The organism is Streptomyces sp. NPDC031210 (assembly GCF_055570395.1).
Genome location: NZ_JBVIHH010000002.1, coordinates 262,401 through 280,328 on the forward strand (window position 1 = coordinate 262,401; position 17,928 = coordinate 280,328).

The following is a 17,928-nucleotide window of genomic DNA, read 5'->3' on the forward strand; positions in this document are numbered from 1 at the left end:
TTATGTGCCGGATCACCCTCGGCGCTCGGCCTCCGGCGCTCGCCGCAGCCGGTACGGATACCCACCCCCTTTGATAATTGAATCCCAAAAGACAGGCGGGCCGGTTTCCTCAACCACGTGTGCCCTCGGCGGCGTTGTCAGTGCCGTATGGCAAAGTGGTTCTTCGTAAGTGAGGGGAACGGGGGGTGGGGGCGCCATGTCTTTGGCGGGTGAAGTGGCGGCAGTTCACGAGGGGGAGTCGGATCCGGCCGCGTTGGTGGGTGAATTCCGGCGCACTCATGTCTTGATTCCGACGGTCAACGACAGTCTCATGTCTGCGGAGTCGGACGGTATCCGCTGGCTTTACGCGTTCACGGACGAAGAGGCCTTGGCGCGCTTCGCGCTCTCCCGTGGCAGTGCGCCCGGCGCGGAGTGGCCGTACGTGAAAGTGGCCGGCGCCCGGGTCCTTGACGTGCTGATTCCCGCCATCGAGGGGCCCACAGGTGTCGCGCTGGACGCGGGCAGCGAGCAGGGGATGCTCTTCCCGCCGGTGGCCGGAATCGTGCCCGACCGGGCGGCTTTGAACATATCTGACGCATCACACGGGGGGATGTCCTAAATGGGACTCATTGACGGGTCGGGGTACAAGTTCGAACCTGAGGCGTTCGAGCAGCTCACCAAGGGCATCAGGGCCGCGACAGCCGAACTCAAAGAGCTTGGTTTCGATATCGAGGCGCAACTGGGGCGCGGTTTCAGTGAATTGTCCCTGGACAGCGTGGAATGCGGCGATGACGGTCTGGCTGCCGCCCTGGATTCGTTCTGCGATCGCTGGGGTTGGGGCGTGCGCACCCTGATGCAGGATGCCAACGAATTCTCCAAGAAACTGGGTATCACGGCTGGTTATTACTACGAGCAGGAGCAGTACGCCTCCGACACGCTGAAGCAGGCCGCGAACGCCGCGTGGGGCGACCCGAAGCTGACCGCCGAGCAGTTGCACAAGAAGTCCTGGGGCGACGTGGCCAACCCTCTGGGCCAGTTCGAGGACATGGATTTCGATCCGACCTCGAAGGACTCCATGGACGCCCACCGGCGGGTGGCGGAGGCGGGGCAGCAGTTCGGTCATGACGTCACCTCGATCCCCGACCGCATCACGAACGGCGGTGACGATCCCGCCGAGACCACGAGCAAGTTGGGGCCGGACACGCCTGCACGGCCGCGCGGGGGTGACCACAAGTGAGCTGGGTCGGAGATGCCGTCAACGCGATCGGCGAAGGCGCGAGCAAGGTCACCCATGCCATCGAACGCGGCGCCGGCGAGTTCGTCGAACAGGGCTCCGACCTTGCGGGGGACATGCTGGAGACGGTGGGCGCGGACGACGCCGCCCATGCTGTCCGCTCCCGTGGCGCCGAGTTGGCGGGTGCGCTGGGCGCGCACGTCGATGAGCGGCGGCTGGGGGAGACGGAGGATCCCAAGGAGCTGATCCGCGGTGACGTGGCGAAGATCAACGAGTCCGCGTCGCACTTGAAGGACTTCTCCGCCGCCTTCGACCGCGTGGCCGACGGGATGCGCAAGCTGGGCTCGCACAGTCACTGGAGCGGCAAGTCCGCCGATGCGTTCCGCGAGAAGTTCGATATGCATCCCAAGCAGTGGATGCACGCCGCCGACGCCTGCGACGACGCGCACAAGGCTCTGAAGTCCTACGCGGAGACGGTCACCTGGGCCCAGCACAAGGCTGTGGACGCCATCGACAAGTACCGCAGGGCCCAGGAAGCCACCCAGCACGCTCTGGACGCCTACCGGGCCAAGGTCGACACCTATAAGCGGCAAGTCGACGCCTACAACGCGGCCGTGTCACGCGACGCCGACCCCGGCGAGCAGCCGCAGAAGCCCGTCATCCACACCGACCCGGGCGCCGAGGGCCGCGAGGCGGCCGAGGACATGCTCAAGGACGCCCGCAGCCAGCGCGACGAGGCAGCCGAGCGGGCCCGTAACGCCATCACGGCCGCCCTGGCCCATGCCCCCGAGAAGCCGGAGTTCACCGAGCTGGCCGGCGCCGGTATCAAGGACTACGGCACGGCGTACGCCGTCGAGAGCGGGCATATGGTCGGTGGGCTGGTGAAGGGGGCGGCGGAGACCCTCAAGCTCGCCCGTACGGTCAATCCGCTCGATCCCTACAACATCACCCACCCCTGGCAGTTCACTTCCAACGTCGCCACCACCCTCGCCGGTCTCGCGTCCGCCCCCCTGCACCCGCTGGAGACCGCGAAGGGTCTGGTCGGATCCGGGTGGGGCAGCGACCCGGGTGATGCCTACGGCACAGCCCTGGCCAACCTCATCGGCGGCAAGGGCGCCGGCGGGCTGGCCAAAGGCGCGGCCAAGGCCGGGGCGAGAGACGCCGCCAAGAGCGCGGCGAGGACCGCCGCCAAGGAAGGCGGCCGGCGCACCATCCGGGACCGGGCCCGCACCGCCTGGTGCAAGACCTTCGGCAGTGACCCCATCGACATGGCCACCGGCCGGATGCACCTGCCGCAAACCGATGTCCAGCTCCCCGGCAGCCTGCCCCTGGTCTTCACCCGCACCTTCGAGTCGTCCTACCGCACCGGCCGCTGGTTCGGGCCGACCTGGATGTCGACGGTCGACCAACGCCTGGAGATCGACGCCGAGGGCATCATCCTCATCGGGGAGGAAGGCAACTTCCTCCTCTACCCCCACCCCGCCGTCGGTGTCCCCACCCTCCCCGTAGAAGGCGACGGCCACCCCCTCGAACGCACCCCCGACGGCGACTACCTCCTGACCGACCCGGTCACCCACACCCGCCGCTACTTCACCACCTACACCGAAAACCTCGCCGTCCTCGACGAGATATCCGACCGTCGCGGCAACCACCACACCTTCGACTACACCGAAGACGGCACTCCCACCGCCATCACCCACAGCGCCGGCTACCGCCTCCTGCTCACCACCGACGAGGGCCGCATCACCGCCCTCCACCTGGCCGGCGCGGCCCCCGACGGCAGTGACCAACTCCTGGTCACCTACGGCTACGACGAGTGGGGCAACCTCACCACCGTCACCAAGTCCTCCGGCCTGCCACTCCTCTTCAGCTACGACGCTGAAGGCCGTATCACGTCCTGGACGGACACCAACGACAGCAGCTACGCCTACGCCTACGACGACCAGGACCGCTGCACCTGGCAGAGCGGCGCCGAAGGCCACCTGCGCGCCCACTTCACTTGGGGCGAGCCCGACCCGGTCACGGGCCTGCGCACCAACCTTCACCACAACTCGCTCGACCAGGTGCTCACCTATCAGGTCAACGACCACCACCAGATCGTCGCGGAAACCGACGCCACCGGTGCCACCACCCGCACCGTCCGCGATGCCAAGCACCGCATCCTGTCGGTGACCGACCCCCTGGGCCGCACCACCCACCTCACCTACGACGACGAGGGCCGCCCCACCACCGTCACCCTCCCCGACGGCACTCGCTCAACCACCACCTACGACACCGACGGCCACCCGGTAACCGTGACCGGCCCCGACGGCACCACCTGGACCCAGACCTACGACGCCGCCGGCAACCGCACCTCAACCGCCGACCCCACCGGCGCTACCACCACCTACACCCACGACGAGCACGGCCACCTCTGCGCCGTCACCGACGCCCTCGGCAACACCACCCGCCTCTACTGCAACAAGGCCGGCCTCCCGCTCACCGTCACCGACCCCTTGGGCGCCACGACCCGCTACCGCCGTGACGCCTTCGGCCGCGTCACCTCAGTCACCGACCCCCTGGGCGAAACCACCCACATGGTGTGGACCGTCGAAGGGAAACTCGCGGCCCGAATAGACCCCACCGGTGCCACCGAACACTGGACCTACGACGGCGAAGGCAACCGCCTCACCCACACCGACGCCATCGGTCAGACCACTCACTACGAGTACGGCCACTTCGACCTCCTGGTGGCTCGCACCGACCCCGACGGCGTCCGCCACGAGTTCACCCACGACACCGAACTCCGCCTCACCCAGGTCACCAACCCCCAGGGCCTGACCTGGAACTACACCTACGACCCCGCCGGCCGCCTGGTCCGCGAAACCGACTTCGACGACCGCACCCTCACCTACACCCACGACCCCGCCGGCCAACTGACCACCCGCACCAACACCGTCGGCGAGGTGACGACCTACACCCGCGACATCCTCGGCCGCATCACCGCCAAAGATGCCTCGGGCCTGGTGACCACCTACGTACACGACGCCAGCGGCAACCTGCACCAGGCAGCCAACCCGGACGCCACCGTTACCTACACCCGCGACACGCTCGGCCGCGTCACCGCCGAAACTGTCAACGGCCGCACCATGACGTTCACCTACGACGCCCTGGGCCGCCGCACCTCTCGCACCACCCCCACCGGCCACACCACCACTTACACCTACGACGCCGCCGGCAACCGCACGGCGATGGACATCGCCGGCCACGTCCTGACCTTCGACCACGACGCCGCAGGCCAAGAACTCACCCGCACCATCGGCGACCACCTCACGCTCGCCCATACCTGGGACCCGTCGGGGCGGCTCACCACCCAATCCCTGAGCGCAGCCTCAACCGCCCAGTCCCTGACCACAGCCGCCACCGGCACCGTCCAGGCACCCAACGCCGCACTCGAGGCACGACGCGTCCTCCACCGGGCCTACACCTACCGTCCCGACGGCAACCTCACCGCCATCGACGACGCCCACACCGGCCGCCGCACCTTCGACCTCGACCGCGCCGGCCGCGTCACCGCCGTCCACGCCACCGACTGGACCGAGACCTACGCCTACGACGAAGCCGGCAACCAAACCCACGCCACCTGGCCCGACCACCACGCCAACCCATCGGCCCGAGGCGACCGCACCTACACCGGCACCCGCATCAACCGCGCCGGCTCCATCCGCTACGAACACGACGACCTCGGCCGCGTCACCCTCCGCCAAAAAACCCGCATATCCCGCAAGCCAGACACATGGCACTACACCTGGAATGCCGAAGACCGCCTCACCACCGTCATCACCCCCGACGGCACCACCTGGCGCTACCTCTATGACCCCTCCGGCCGCCGAATATCTAAGCAGCGCCTTGAAAACGACGCTGCCGCAGTCGTCGAGCAAACAGATTTCACTTGGGACGGCCCGAAACTCACCGAACAAACCACCCGCGCCGCGCACCGCCAGGAAGCCCTATCGCTCATCTGGGAGCACCGAGGCATTACCCCCCTTGCCCAAACCGAACGCAAAATCATTGAGCTGGCTGATGCACCCCAACACGTAATAGATCAGCGCTTCTTTGTCATCGTCACGGACCTGGTCGGCTCCCCCACCGAACTCGTCGAAACCTCCGGCTCCATCACCTGGCAAACCCGCATAACGCTGTGGGGCACCACCACCTGGAACCGGGAAGCAAGCGCCTACACTCCCCTCCGCTTCCCAGGCCAATACTTCGATCCCGAAAGCCAGCTTCACTACAACTTCCATCGCTACTACGACCCGACCACTGGTCGCTACCTCAGCGCCGATCCCTTCGGCCTCGAACCGGCTCCGAACCCTGTCGCGTACGTCCACAACCCGCACACGGGGACTGACCCCTTGGGGTTGGCGCCGTGCGGCCGCGGCATGGACCATATGGAGGACAGCGGCATACCTGCTGGGGCTCCGGTTACGCACGGCCAGACCGGAACTCTCATCGGTTCAGACGGTGCCAGTCGTCGCAACTTCCAGAACGTACTAAACATGGGTGAACACGACGTAGTGGCACACGGATCGAGGGATGGCTTCCTGGAGCTCCCAGAAGGTCCTGCCAATGGAGGGCAGATAGTTGATGCGGTCACCAATAACCCGCACTACCATGGCGGACCTTTGCGCCTCATGGTCTGTCACTCGGGAGCTGACGCATCAGGGATAGGGCAGCAAGTCGCAAACGAGTTGGGGGTCAGTGTGAGGGCCCCTACCAATAAAGTGGGAACAAATCCTGCGCTCGGCCCTGGGCAGATTCCCCAGATTGCCGATGGTGGATACTGGAGAATATTTCTCCCGATAATATAAAGGAGCACCCCTTGGAGCTGATCGGTTTCTTCCGGGAGATGGATCCAAGTAATGCGGATGTATATAGAGAGTCGATCGCAAATGTGATGCGCAAGGGTGACTATGAAGCGCCACCTGTATCCGCATACTTGAGATCTGGGTATCCGGTCCTAGATGTAATGGAGTCCACCGTGGATGTCATCAATGGATCCTTCCGCGTGCCAGGAGGATCCTCCATCCTGACCGACGGTGTATATGTATGGCGCGAAGATCTTGCCGCATACGTCGATCACTACTCCTTGGACCTTCCTGCCCCCTTCTTCGGTCACATCAGAAAAAATAACTTTAAAGTGCCGAGCGTCGCCCGCGAATCTATCTTGGAAATCTCGCTCTCCGTGAGCGCGATTCTTGGGTTTCGTGCAGATCCTGGAGCTGGGCCCCGGCGCGCCCCATAAGTGCATTGCTAGCGTGAAATGGCATGGGCGCGGTAGAAAGTAGACCGACTTTAGGCTGTGCGTGTGTGCCCGCTCGGGGTTCCCTCGGTCCGTCGTCTGACACAACGGCGTCAAGTATCCGTTGACGCAGCAATCGTTAGCGGCTCGCTCCCCAAGCGGGCCGCGGACATGACGAGAGTGCCTGGGGATGACAACCGGGCCAAGCACCGTGCATCTGCCCCTGGAAGCCGACCGGCCGTACGTTGGCGGCTGGGACGGCCACGCCACCTAGGGGGCAGGCATGGATCTGTCAGAGGCGCCCTACGCGCCCTTTTGGAATCGCTAATCGAGCTGATAAGGACTTCTCGTGTAGAGGTTTCAGGCGGAGGTGGCGGTAACGCCGAGCCGAAATGGAAAGATCACGGTGTCGCAGACGCTCGTAGGCGGTGAGTACACGCTCGCGAAGGACGTACCTGAGCAGGTGTTGATTCAGGGGCGGCTGGCAGGGTGAATGGGTACGAGATCCGGCTGGGGCGTAGGCGGCGGGAGGGAGCAGTGTGAACGGGGCGGGGAGTCCGGGTTTGGGGCCGGGGGTGGCGTGGGTGCCGGCTACGGATGTGGAGCAGGGGCTTTACGAGGCGCGGGTGCGGGGGGATTGGGCCGCATATTTTGATGTGCTGGCCGCCACGCATGTGTTCTGGGCGAATGGTCGGTACGCGCCGATGCGGGAGATGTGGCGCCAGGGCCAGGGTCGGCCTGGTGGAATCCTGCGATCGGTCAGTAGTGTCTCACCGTTGTGACGGAGGGGATGTTGCCCGTACCGAGTGCTGTCCCGGTGTTCCAGAGCACGTATCTGGATACGCTCGGGACGTTGTTGGCCGAGGAGGGGTGGTGGCTCGCGGTCAATCCCGGGACACCGTGTGAAGGGTTCTTCCCGCCTAATCCGCAGGTGTGGCGGATGCATATGCGACGGGTGCAGACGTCAGATGAGACGAAGCGGCTACGGGCCATTCGAACCGGGCCGATGCACGGGCCACTGGCTCAAGGGCTCGCGTGTGGTGCGCAGTTGTGCATCAATAACGGGTTTCCATGGAACATGGTCAACTGGCACGGCGCGGGATATATGGGCGAGCGGGAGTCGCTCAAGAAGTGGTGGGGGATCGAGAGTCGCGCCGACTGGATAGAACAGCAGGAGGCGTTGCTCAGTCCTGAGGTGGGTCGTCCTACTGGGAGTTCGTGCTGATGGTCCGCCAGGGGCTCATGCAGGCGGCGGGACAGCAAGTGGATCCTACGACGTGGCGGTCGGCGACGGGGCAGGTATTGCGTGCCGAGGGGGAGAGCGAGAAAGGAATCAAGAAGGCTGACGGGATTATCGGGAAGATCCTGCGGTATGAGGCGCGCTTCCGCGCCGATGGGCTGCTGGCGGAGGGACAGTGCGTACGGTAGGTGCGCGCCTGGTATTTGGGACGGGCGTCGAACATGGCACGGTGGGGGTTGGGTGCACGTTTTTGCGACGTCGGTGAGACGGAACAACGGCTGATACAGACGGCCGGGTTGAGCAGAGAGGCATACGGGTCGTGGGCCGAATTCGGGATGGGGTTCATCCTCGGGCGGTGTCTGCATTTCGATAAAGAGCGGTTCGGTAGGTGGTTCACCGACATGGTGGATGTGTATCGCACGTTGATGTCGGACCCGGGCAGTCCCTGGCTCAATATTCCCTGGCGGGAGGCAGGGGGGGGCGAGAGCCCGCAGATGTCGGTGCGGTGACCGTTTGCGCGTCCGGCAGGGGAATCATGCGCCTGATCGGAGGTCAGCTCGGGTGTGTCCCCCGTGTCACCGATGACATCGTGCGGGCACAGTTCGCCGCAATTGTCGGACTGCTCGCCGCCCGTGCCGTCACCGCACCACGCCACCCGGCCTAACCGGCACGAGCCTCACTAGCCCGAGTGACTGACCTCGGTGGTACCGCTCCTCGGCCCCGCGCTCACCCGCCCCTGTAACAGCCGCGACAGCGACGCGTGGACGTCCTCCACCGAGCGGTGGGGCTGGAAGGACTGCCAGTCCAGGGCTGCCACCAGGACCATGCCGAGGAGGGCGGAGGCGGTGAGGGGGATGTCGAGTTCCTCGGAGAGTTCGCCGGTTTCCACGGCCTCGCGGAGGACGGATTCGACGACGGTCAGGGCGCGGCCGCGTACGGAGGTGAGGGTGGCGCGCCAGGTGCGGTTGGTGCGCCAGAGTTCGGCGACGTAGAGCTGGGTGAGGGCGGGGGAGCGGGCGATGAAGTCCAGGCCGGCGCGGATCATCGCGTCCAGGGCGTCGATCCGGGTGCCGCCGCGGGCGGCGGTGGCCTCGTCCGCGAGGCGCAGGGAGGCGGTGAGCAGGTCGATGCCGTCGCGCAGGAGTTCCTCGTAGAGGACGTTCTTGCTGGTGAAGTTGTAGTAGACGGTGCCCTTCGCGACGCCGGCGCGGTCGGCGATCTCGTCCACGGTGGTGGCGGAGAAGCCCTGTTCGGCGATGAGGGTGACGGCTGCCTCGAAGAGCTTGCGCCGGGTGGCCTCGCGGCGGGGCCCCGGGCCGGGGGCGGCGCCGTCGCCGGCACCGCCCCCCTGGCCGGAACGCACGGTCACAGGCTGAGTTCCGGGTGCAGGTCCTTCATCCGGACGACCTGCCGGCCGCGCGCGGTGAGGGCGGTCAGCGCCAGCGCGCCGAGGGTGAAGGCGGCCAGCACGATGCTGCCCTGCCACACGGGTGCCAGCCCGCCGCCGGTGATGAGCCGGCGCAGTCCGTCGACGACGTAACTCATCGGCAGCAGCGGGTGGATGAAGGCGAAGAAGCCGGGGCTGGTCTGCACCGGGTAGGTGCCGCCCGCCGAGGTGAGCTGAAGCATCAGCACGACCAGGGTGAGTACCCGGCCGGCCGGGCCGAACACCGCGCTCAGCAACTGGATGACGGCGGTGAAGCAGGCCGTGGCCAGCAGCAGGAAGCCGACCGTGCCGGCCGCGCGGGCCATCTCCAGGCCGAGACCCCAGTGGAGTACGGCCATCAGGGCCAGCACCTGCGCCACACCGATCGCGAACGCCGGCAGCCACGAGCCGAGCGCGATCCGCCAGCCGGGCGCACCGGCGGCCAGGGCGCGCTTGCCCAGCGGGGCGAACAGCATGAACGCGACCATCGCGCCGACCCACAGGGACAGCGGGATGAAGTACGGCGCGAGGCCGGTGCCGTAGTTGGGCGCCTTGTGCATCGACTTGGCGGCCAGCTCGACGGGGTCGGACATCACCTCGGTGCGGGCGTCGCGGTCCTTCTTGTCGTAGTCCGGGATCTTGGCGACGCCGCTGTGCAGCCCGTCGGCGAGCTGGTTGGAGCCGTCCTTGAGCTTGAACAGGCCGCCGTTGAGCGAGACCGCGCCGTCCTTGAGCTTGCCGATGCCGCCGTCGAGCCGGTCGGTGCCGTTCTTGGCGTCACCGATGCCGTTGTGGACCTGCCCGGCGCCGTCGGCGACCCGGCCGGTGCCGTCGGCGAGCCGGCCCGCGCCGTCGGCGAGCTGCCCCGTACCCGTGGCGATCTTGCCGGCGCCGTCGGACACCTTGTGGGCGCCGTCGTTGAGCCGGTTGATGTCCGCGACGGCCTTCTCCAGGTCGCGCTCGGAGGTCGGGGCGCGGTCGGCGACGACGGTGGCGACCTTGTCGAGGGTGCGCAGGTCGGCGGTCAGCTTGTCGATGGCGGAGGTGTGGCCGGCGACGACGCGGTTGACCTTCTCCGCGGTGTCGGCGGCGAGGGCGGTGGCGTCCCGGGCCTTCTTCAGCGCCGGGCAGTCGGTGTCGAGGGAGACCGCGGTCCCGCAGCGCTGGTCGTAGAGCGAGTCGAGCTCGTCGGCCGCGTCGCGTGCCTGGGTGGCGGCGCGCTCCGTCTCCTGCGGCAGTTGGCCCAGGTCGTCGGCGAGGGCCCCCGAGGCGTCGGCGACGATCCGGGCCTTCTCGCCCAGGTCCTTGGCGTGCTCCTGGAGGAATGGGCGGGCCTTGCCGGCCATGGCGTTGGCGGTGTCGGCGAGCTTCTGGGTGCCGTCCGCGATCTGCCGGGTGCCCCGGCTGAGTTCCTGGATCTTGGAGTGGGCGAGCCCCAGCTTGTCCTTCAGGGTCTCGGCGCCCTGGTGGGTGTCGCCGGCGCCCTTGCTCAGGTCACCGGAGCCCTTGTCGAGCTTGCCCAGCCCACCCGAGAGCTTGCCGGTGCTGTCCTTGGCGGTGCCGAGGCCGTCGGCGAGCTTGCCCGAGCCCTTCTTGGCGTCGTCCAGGCCGTCGTCCAGCTTCTGCGCGCCGTCGGCGGCCTCGGCCGTCTTGTCGTGCAGGTCGGAGAACGACACGAAGATCTTGTCGAGGAAGGCCCGCGAGGACTTCGCCGAGGTCTTGGCGCGGATCTCGGAGAAGACGGTCTTGGAGATCGAGCCGACGATGTAGTTGTTGGCGTCGTTCGTGCGGACCTGGAGTGCGCCGGTCTGCGGAGAGTCGCCGGAGCTGGAGGCGATCCGCGCGCTGAAGTTCTTCGGGACGGTCAGGGAGAGGTAGTACGTGCCGTCCTCGACGCCCTTGGCGGCTTCGGCGGAGCTGACCTCTTCCCAGTCGAAGGTGTCGCTGTCGCGGACGTTCTCGGCCAGTTGGTCGCCGGCGGTGATCTTCTTGCCGTCGGCGGTGGCGCCCTGGTCGTTGTTGACGAGCGCGACCGGGATCTTGTCCAGGCGGCTGTAGGGGTCCCAGAAGGAGCAGAGGTAGAGGGCTCCGTAGAGCAGGGGTATCAGCATCAGGGCGACGAGGCCCAGTCGGGGGAGCTTTCCCCTGCCGAAACGCCTGAGCTCAAGCGCGGCCAGTTTCGGCGAACGCATCCGCTGCTTCCTCCTTGCGGGTGTCGGCCGGGCCCTGCGGGCCGGACGTGGTGGTGGCGTCGGGGTTGGCGGCATCGGGACGGGCGGCTGCGGTGCCGGCCGGGGCGGTGCCTGTGGTGGCTGTGGTGACTGTGGTGCTTGAGGTGTCTGCGGTGCCTGGAGCGCTTTTGACGTCTGTGGTGCTTTGGGCTTCCGCGGTGCCCGTGGCGCGTGTGGTGCGTACGGTCAGCGCGTCCGCGGGGGCCTCGCTGCCCGCGGCGACGACGGTGGTGCCCTGGCGCGCGAGGTTCCGCAGCACCTGCCAGGCCAGGACGCGTTCGGCGGCGGAGAGCTTGAGGTCGACATCGTCGACGGCCAGCAACTGGGGGCCGTGCATCACGGCGAGCGCGAGGGACAGCCGCAGCGCTTCGAGCCGCTCCAGGTCGCGGACGGTGGTCCGCAGGCCCTTGGGCAGGGTGGCGGGGTCGAGTCCGGCGGCCGCCAGCGCGGCGTCGATGCGGGTGCGGGTGCCGTCCTTGTAGCGGCGGCCCCAGGGCAGCCGCGAATCGCCCAGCGTGCCCGCGACGCGGTGGCCCAACAGGGCCTGCTCCTGGAGGTGTTCACCGGCCGTGAGGGCCGGTTCGAGGTCGGCGACGCCCGGTACGTGGGCCAGGGCGGTGCGGGCGCGCACCGCGCCCATCCGCTTCGGCAGCGGGAAACCGGCGACCGTCGCGTCGCCTTCGGTGATCCGCATCCGGCCGGTGAGGGCGAGCAGCAGACAGGTACGGCCGGAGCCCGAGGGGCCCTCTACGGCGATCAGCGTGCCCGGTTCGGCGGAGACGTCGACACCTCTGAAGGCCCATCCGCGCGGGCCTTCCACTCCGATTCCCCTGGCGTTGACCGCCGCCCCCTGACGGGTGGTGTCCACAACCCCTCCTTTGTTCTGACTGGTCAGTCTAAAAGTGTGCCGTATGCGGGGGCGTCTTGACCAATCGGGGTGGATATCGGGGTGGATCTGGGGTGGCTGTCGGGGCGTCTATCGGGGTGGGTATCGGGGTGTCCGTCGGGGTTGTCCGGGCGTCCATCGGGGTTGTCCGTCGGGGTGGCGCATACCGTGCGGAGTCCGTGCGCCGGGTGGCGAAGTCGCCATAGGGTGCCCTGACGTTCGCGATGTTCACGGTGAAGTCCGTGCCGGAGAACGCGGCACGGGCCGCCCATGTACGACGGAGAACCATGGATCACTCGGCACCCCACCGCCCGGACCGGCCACCGCAGGAGCCGGCCGTACACAAGGCCAGGCCGGCGGCGCGCCGCTCACGCCAACTGGTCGCGCCCCTCCTCGCCGGCGCGCTCGTCGCGGCCCTCGCGCCCGCGTCCGCCTCGGCTTCCGTGTCCGGGTCGGCTTCCGCGTCCGGGGCGGCGACACGCGAGCGGACCGCGCCGCCGCACGGCGCCCCCGGTTCGTGTGCCAAGGACGGCGGGGCGTACGGGCGTGGCGGGAGCGGGAGCCGGATCGGGCGCGGGAGTCGGAACGGAAGCGGAAGCGGGAGTCGGATCGGGAGCGGGAGTCGGAGCGGGAGCGGCGACGGCTGGACGGCGACCGCCACCCGCATCGATCCCGAGGACCCGCACCACGCCTTCGTCGGCAACGGCTACCTCGGGCAGCGGGTGCCGCCCCAGGGCACCGGATACGCCGCCCCCGGTGGGGAGACCGGCTGGCCGCTCAAGACCCCCGCCTACGACGGCTCGTTCGTCTCCGGGCTGTACGCCAAAGGGCCCGGCAACGTCCAGGGCCGACAGGCCATCGCGGCGCTGCCCACCTGGACCACGCTGGAGGTCGCCACCGGCGGCCCGCACTCCGAGACCTTCTCCTCCGCCACCGCGCCCGGCCGGATCTCGCACTACCGCCAAAGCCTCTTCCTGCGCTGCGGCTTCGTCCGTACGTCCCTGACCTGGACGGCCGCCGACGGCCGCGCCACCGACCTCGTCTACGACGTCCTCGCCGACCGCGCCGACGCGCACACCGGCGCCGTACGGCTGCGGATGACACCGCACTGGAGCGGCTCGGCGACGGTCACCGACGTCCTCGACGGGCGCGGCGCCCGCCGGATGACGCAGAGGGGTGGCGGGGCCGGCGATGGCTCGGGCGATGGCTCCGGCGGGGATTCCGGCCGCCGCTCCGGGGCGGGCGCGGATCCCGGTACTCGCTCCGGTTCCGGACGCGGCTCCGGTTCGGGCACCTCCTCCGGTTCTGGCTCCGGTTCGGGCACCCGTTCCGGTTCCGGCTCCGGTTCGGGCCACGGCACCAGTTCCGGCTACGGCACCCGTTCCGGCGGGACCATGGACGTGGCCTTCCGTACGGACGGGACCAAGACCGACGGCGCGGTGGCCTCCACCCTGCGCACCGGCCGCCACGTCCGGGCCGCCGCCCCCCGACGGCAGCCCGACGCGGGCGAGCTGACCAGCCGTCAGCGGGTCACCTTCCCCGTCCGCCGCGGCCGCTCCTACGAGCTGGCCAAATACGTCGGCGTGGACACCGCCCTCACCTCCCGCGCGCCGCGCGCCGCCGCACACGCCGCCTCCCGGCGGGCCGCGCGCCTCGGCTGGGACGCCCTGTTCGCCCGGCACACCGCCGCCTGGCGACGCCTGTGGCGCGCCGACATCGAGATCAACGGGCGGCCCGCACTGCAGTCCTGGGTGCGCGCGGCGCAGTACGGGCTGCTGTCGAGCACCCGCGCCGGCAACCGCAACAGCATCGGCCCCACCGGCCTGACCAGCGACAACTACGCCGGCGAGGTCTTCTGGGACGCGGAGACCTGGATGTATCCCGCGCTGCTCGCGAGCCACCCGGAACTGGCCAGGTCCGTCGTCGACTACCGCTACAGGACCCGGGCCGACGCCCGCGCCAACGCCGAAAAGCTCGGCTACGACGGACTGTTCTACCCCTGGACCAGCGGCGGCAAGGGCGACCTGTGGCGCGAATGCCACAGTTGGGACCCGCCGCACTGCAAGACCCAGAACCACCTCATGGGCGATATCTCCCTCGCCACCTGGCAGTACTACCTCGCCACCAAGGACACCGCCTGGCTGCGGTCTCGTGGCTGGCCGGTCCTCAAGGGCATCGCCGCGTTCTGGGCCTCGCGGGCCACCCGTAATGCCGACGGCAGCTACTCCGTCAAGAACGTCGCCGGGCCGGACGAGTACAGCAACGGCGTCGACGACGGGGTCTTCACCAACGCCGGCGCCGCCACCGCGCTGCGCCACGCCACCCGCGCCGCCGCCCTCGTCGGCGAACGGGCCCCGGCCTCCTGGAAGACGCTCGCCGACAAGCTGCGCATCCCCTACGACGACACCCGAAAGGTCTTCCGGCAGTACGCCGGATACAAGGGCACCACCATCAAGCAGGCGGACACCGTGCTGCTGATGTACCCGCTCGAATGGCCCATGTCCAAGGCCCAGGCGGCCCGGACGCTGGACTACTACGCCGCCCGCACCGACCCGGACGGCCCGGCCATGACGGACTCCGTGCACGCCATCGACGCGGCCGGCATCGGCGAGCCCGGCTGCTCGGCGTACACCTATCTGCTGCGCTCCATCAAGCCGTTCGTCCGTGGGCCGTTCGCGCAGTTCTCCGAGGCACGGGGCGACAAGGCCGGCGCCGGGGACCGGCACGCCGGCCGGCCCGCGCAGGACTTCCTCACCGGCAAGGGCGGCTTCCTGCAGACCTTCACCCACGGCCTGACGGGCCTACGACTACGCGAGGACCGCGTACACCTGGACCCGACGCTGCCGCCGCAACTGTCCGACGGCGTCACGCTGCGCGGCCTGCGCTGGCAGGGCAGGACGTACGACATCGCGATCGGCGCGCACCAGACCACGGTGCGGCTGACCGCCGGCGCGCCGATGCGGATCGACACGCCGGAGGGCGAGAAGGTGGCGAGCCGCGGCCTGCCCGCCGTCCTCAAGACCCGGCGTCCGGACCTCACTCCGACCACCAACGCCGCCCGCTGCGCACCGGCCCGCGCCACCTCGGAGGAGCCCGGTATGTACGCGGCCGCCGCCGTGGACGGCAACGCCACCACCGCCTGGGTGCCCAACGCGACCGACGGCACCCTCACGGTCGACCTGGGCCGGACCACCCGCGTCGGGCAGATCACCCCGCACTGGACCGCGACCCGCCCGAAGTCCTACGTCGCGCAAGTCTCGCTGGACGGGAAGCACTGGTACGGCACGGGTTTCGACGGCCGGACGCCGGCCCGGTACGTACGTGTCGTGGTCCACGGGGACGGGGCGTCCACGGCCGACGGGAAGCCGGCGAAGCACCCGGGGATCTCGGAGCTGACGGTGGACAGGGTGGACGGGGCGGACAGGGCCGGTAGGGGCGGTAGGGGCGGCAGGTTCGATAGGGAGGCCAATGGGGAGAGGGTGGGGGCGGGGTGAGAGCCGGGCCGGCCGGTGGCCGGGTATGAGGGGCGGCTGGGTGGCTAGGCGGATGGGTATGAGGGGCGGCTGAGTGGATGGGCGGGTGCTCAGCCTGGTCGGCCTGTTCGGGTCTCCGGGCCCCCGCCCCCCCGCCCCCCGCCCCCCGCCCCCACCCCCACTCAGAAGACAACGCGGGCCGCGGTGACCGCCGCTCCCGCTTCCGGGTCGCCTTCGTACTCCCGGCCGCCGAGCGGCGCCCGCCCGGACAGGTGCCGCATCAGCGCGACGGCGTCCGCCTGTACGGTCGCGGCCGGCGCTCCCCGGCCCAGGCTCCACCGGCCGCCGGCCGGTCCCGAGAGGTCCAGCAGGACCGGCGGGCCGCTCCAGGCGAGGGCGAGGTCCAGCAGCACCTGCCCGACGATCTCCTTGTCGTGGCCGTCGAGCAGCAGCTCATGGCCGGTGGCGTCGCTGATGTCCACCCGGTGCATCCAGGTGTCGCGTGCCAGCAGGACCCGGTCCAGGTAGTCCACGGAATCCTCCGGCAGCTCCTTCGACTCGGGGAAGATCGGGCTCAGGCGCACCCGCCGCCGCACGGCGGCCGGTATATGGTCCGCCGCCCGCACGCCCTGCGGGCCGAACCGGGTCAGTAGGGCGATCAGCTCATGGGGCGGTACGGTCCGCCGGTCGTCGACCTGGCACTGGTTGTGCCCGTGCAGGGGCGTCAGCCGCGGGTAGCGCTTGCGGGCGCGCAGCTTCCGGCCGATCATCAGCCAGGGCCGGGGGAGTTCCTCGAACTGCCCCACGATGTGGGCGGCGATATCCCGCACCGTCCAGCCCGCGCATGCCGTGTCGCGAGACCAGTCGTCCGGGGCCAGCGTGCCCAGGGCGGCGAGTGTCGCGCGGACCTCCGCCGCGTTGACCTCACGGGCTCGCGCGGACGGCGTGCGGGGGATGTCGACGGCAGGAGCCGGTGCGGTGGTGACCATGGTGCGCACTCCCTGGGGCCGGTTGCTCCCCGAGACACCGCCCACGCTACGCCGGTGGCCCCGCCCCGCAAGGCCGTCCGCCGCGCCCCCACGGTGTGCCGGTGGCGACCGCCTCCCGTCGCCTACCGTTCCGCCGGCAGCCGGTCGTAGGAGCGGAAGGTGTAGGAGGCGGTCGCCCATATGCCGCTCTCCACGCCACTCTGCCCGGAGGCCGCCGGCAGGCGGAGCCGCTTGTTGAGGAGCGTGCCGAGCGGGCCGCAGTCGCGGGCGCGCGGCGCCGCGAAGGTGGTGTCGTGCACCGCGAACCTCACGATCGGCGGCTGCTTGGAGACCCATTCCGTCGCGCCGTCCTGGATCAGCCGGAACTTCACCGGGTCGGCGTCCGAGCCGATCGTGCAGTGTGGGCCCAGCAGCGGATGCGACAGGCGGAACGTCATGTCGAGCGCGCCGCGGTGCACACCGTCGGGGTAGAAGTCGGAGAAGCCCGCGTACCGCGGCCGCACCCGCAGTCCGCCGAACGGTGCGCCGACCGGGCCCGCGTCGGCCGCGCCGGCACGCAGCCCGCCGAACACCTGGCCCCGGCTGCCGTCCGGCAGGGGGCCCTCGGCGTTGGTGGCGGTCATCGGGGCGAGCGCCGGAACGTCCAGCGCACCGGCCTTGAAGTGGCCGTCCATGACGAAGACCTCGCAACGCCACTTGGCCGGGTCGACGCCCGCCGGCAGCGCCGGGCAGTCGCGGAAGTCGAAGGAGGGAGAGGGCAGGGAGGAGGGAGAGGGCAGGGAGGAGGGAGGCGAGGGAGAGGGAGAGGCGGGGGAGGAGGCAGGGGCGGGTGGGGGCGGGGGCGCCGCGGTGGCCGTGGTCGTGCCGGTGATCAGGGCGGTCGCCACGGTCGCCGCGGTGGTCGCGAGGGCCACCGCCACGCGGCGGCGGACCAGGCGCTTCGTCGTGACTCTGAGTCGCTTCTTCATGACTCTCAGCTTGGACCCGGCGTGCTCCCCGCCCATCAGGGATGCCCCTTAGGCGCCCCCCAGGTTTTCCCCGACGCCACGTCAGGGCCGTACCCCGACAACCGGCCCTCGCCGCCCCCCGACGGAGGGCCCTCGCCGCCCCCGACAATCGGCCCTCACCGCACCCCCGCCAAGCGACCTCCCGCCGATTCGTCCCCCGCGGGATGAAATCCGCCCCGCGC

At 69.4% G+C, this 17,928-nt stretch carries 11 protein-coding genes; 6 read left to right on the forward strand and 5 right to left on the reverse strand.

From position 1 onward, the window contains the following. Positions 1-196 precede the first annotated feature (196 nt). The 5 genes from ACZ45Z_RS04935 (at position 197) to ACZ45Z_RS04955 (ending at position 8,243) form a co-directional block, all read left to right on the forward strand. Entirely contained in the window at positions 197-598 is a 402-nt protein-coding gene (locus ACZ45Z_RS04935) for an SseB family protein (protein ID WP_468356183.1), read from the forward strand. Further along, positions 599-1,216, forward strand: a complete 618-nt coding sequence (locus ACZ45Z_RS04940) for a hypothetical protein (RefSeq protein WP_468356186.1) — start codon at positions 599-601, stop codon at positions 1,214-1,216. Then, the gene (locus ACZ45Z_RS04945; protein ID WP_468356189.1) at positions 1,213-6,063 is read left to right on the forward strand and encodes a putative T7SS-secreted protein; all 4,851 of its coding nucleotides are present in this window, start codon (positions 1,213-1,215) and stop codon (positions 6,061-6,063) included. Before ACZ45Z_RS04940 ends, ACZ45Z_RS04945 begins: the two co-directional genes overlap by 4 nt. Positions 6,064-6,074: 11 nt before the next feature. After that, positions 6,075-6,497, forward strand: a complete 423-nt coding sequence (locus tag ACZ45Z_RS04950) for a hypothetical protein (protein ID WP_468356192.1) — start codon at positions 6,075-6,077, stop codon at positions 6,495-6,497. 1,425 nt (positions 6,498-7,922) lie between these two features. After that, positions 7,923-8,243, forward strand: coding sequence for a DUF1266 domain-containing protein (locus tag ACZ45Z_RS04955; RefSeq protein ID WP_468356195.1), 321 nt, complete (start codon positions 7,923-7,925; stop codon positions 8,241-8,243). Positions 8,244-8,413: 170 nt separating this feature from the next. Here ACZ45Z_RS04955 and ACZ45Z_RS04960 read toward each other — a convergent pair whose 3' ends face one another. The 3 genes from ACZ45Z_RS04960 to ACZ45Z_RS04970 are packed head-to-tail and all read right to left on the reverse strand — an operon-like array spanning position 8,414 to position 12,259. Beyond that, entirely contained in the window at positions 8,414-9,097 is a 684-nt protein-coding gene (locus ACZ45Z_RS04960; RefSeq protein ID WP_468356198.1) for a TetR/AcrR family transcriptional regulator, read from the reverse strand. Positions 9,098-9,099: 2 nt separating this feature from the next. Then, positions 9,100-11,352, reverse strand: a complete 2,253-nt coding sequence (locus ACZ45Z_RS04965) for a YhgE/Pip family protein (protein ID WP_468356201.1) — start codon at positions 11,350-11,352, stop codon at positions 9,100-9,102. After that, positions 11,324-12,259 (reverse strand): ATP-binding cassette domain-containing protein, encoded by a 936-nt coding sequence (locus tag ACZ45Z_RS04970; RefSeq protein ID WP_468356204.1) that lies wholly within the window; start codon positions 12,257-12,259, stop codon positions 11,324-11,326. Before ACZ45Z_RS04970 ends, ACZ45Z_RS04965 begins: the two co-directional genes overlap by 29 nt. Positions 12,260-12,564: 305 nt before the next feature. Between ACZ45Z_RS04970 and ACZ45Z_RS04975 the strand changes: the two genes are divergently transcribed. Further along, positions 12,565-15,771 (forward strand): discoidin domain-containing protein, encoded by a 3,207-nt coding sequence (locus ACZ45Z_RS04975; protein ID WP_468356207.1) that lies wholly within the window; start codon positions 12,565-12,567, stop codon positions 15,769-15,771. 161 nt (positions 15,772-15,932) lie between these two features. On the opposite strand, the gene ACZ45Z_RS04980 is transcribed toward ACZ45Z_RS04975, so the two are convergent. Next, positions 15,933-16,739 carry a maleylpyruvate isomerase family mycothiol-dependent enzyme gene (locus ACZ45Z_RS04980; protein ID WP_468356210.1) on the reverse strand — a complete coding sequence of 269 codons (807 nt, stop codon included), beginning with the start codon at positions 16,737-16,739 and terminating at the stop codon, positions 15,933-15,935. A gap of 122 nt (positions 16,740-16,861) precedes the next feature. Next, a complete protein-coding gene (locus tag ACZ45Z_RS04985) occupies positions 16,862-17,707 on the reverse strand; it encodes a hypothetical protein (protein WP_468356213.1) in 846 nt (281 codons plus the stop codon). Between the last annotated feature and the right edge of the window lie 221 nt (positions 17,708-17,928).

Bases quoted from the DNA above. Each gene is read 5' to 3' on its own strand.
- ACZ45Z_RS04935 (WP_468356183.1), top strand. From the start codon at position 197: ATGTCTTTGGCGGGTGAAGTGGCGGCAGTTCACGAGGGGGAGTCGGAT.
- ACZ45Z_RS04940 (WP_468356186.1), top strand. From the start codon at position 599: ATGGGACTCATTGACGGGTCGGGGTACAAGTTCGAACCTGAGGCGTTC.
- ACZ45Z_RS04965 (WP_468356201.1), bottom strand. From the start codon at position 11,352: ATGCGTTCGCCGAAACTGGCCGCGCTTGAGCTCAGGCGTTTCGGCAGG.
- ACZ45Z_RS04975 (WP_468356207.1), top strand. From the start codon at position 12,565: ATGGATCACTCGGCACCCCACCGCCCGGACCGGCCACCGCAGGAGCCG.
- ACZ45Z_RS04980 (WP_468356210.1), bottom strand. From the start codon at position 16,739: ATGGTCACCACCGCACCGGCTCCTGCCGTCGACATCCCCCGCACGCCG.
- ACZ45Z_RS04985 (WP_468356213.1), bottom strand. From the start codon at position 17,707: ATGAAGAAGCGACTCAGAGTCACGACGAAGCGCCTGGTCCGCCGCCGC.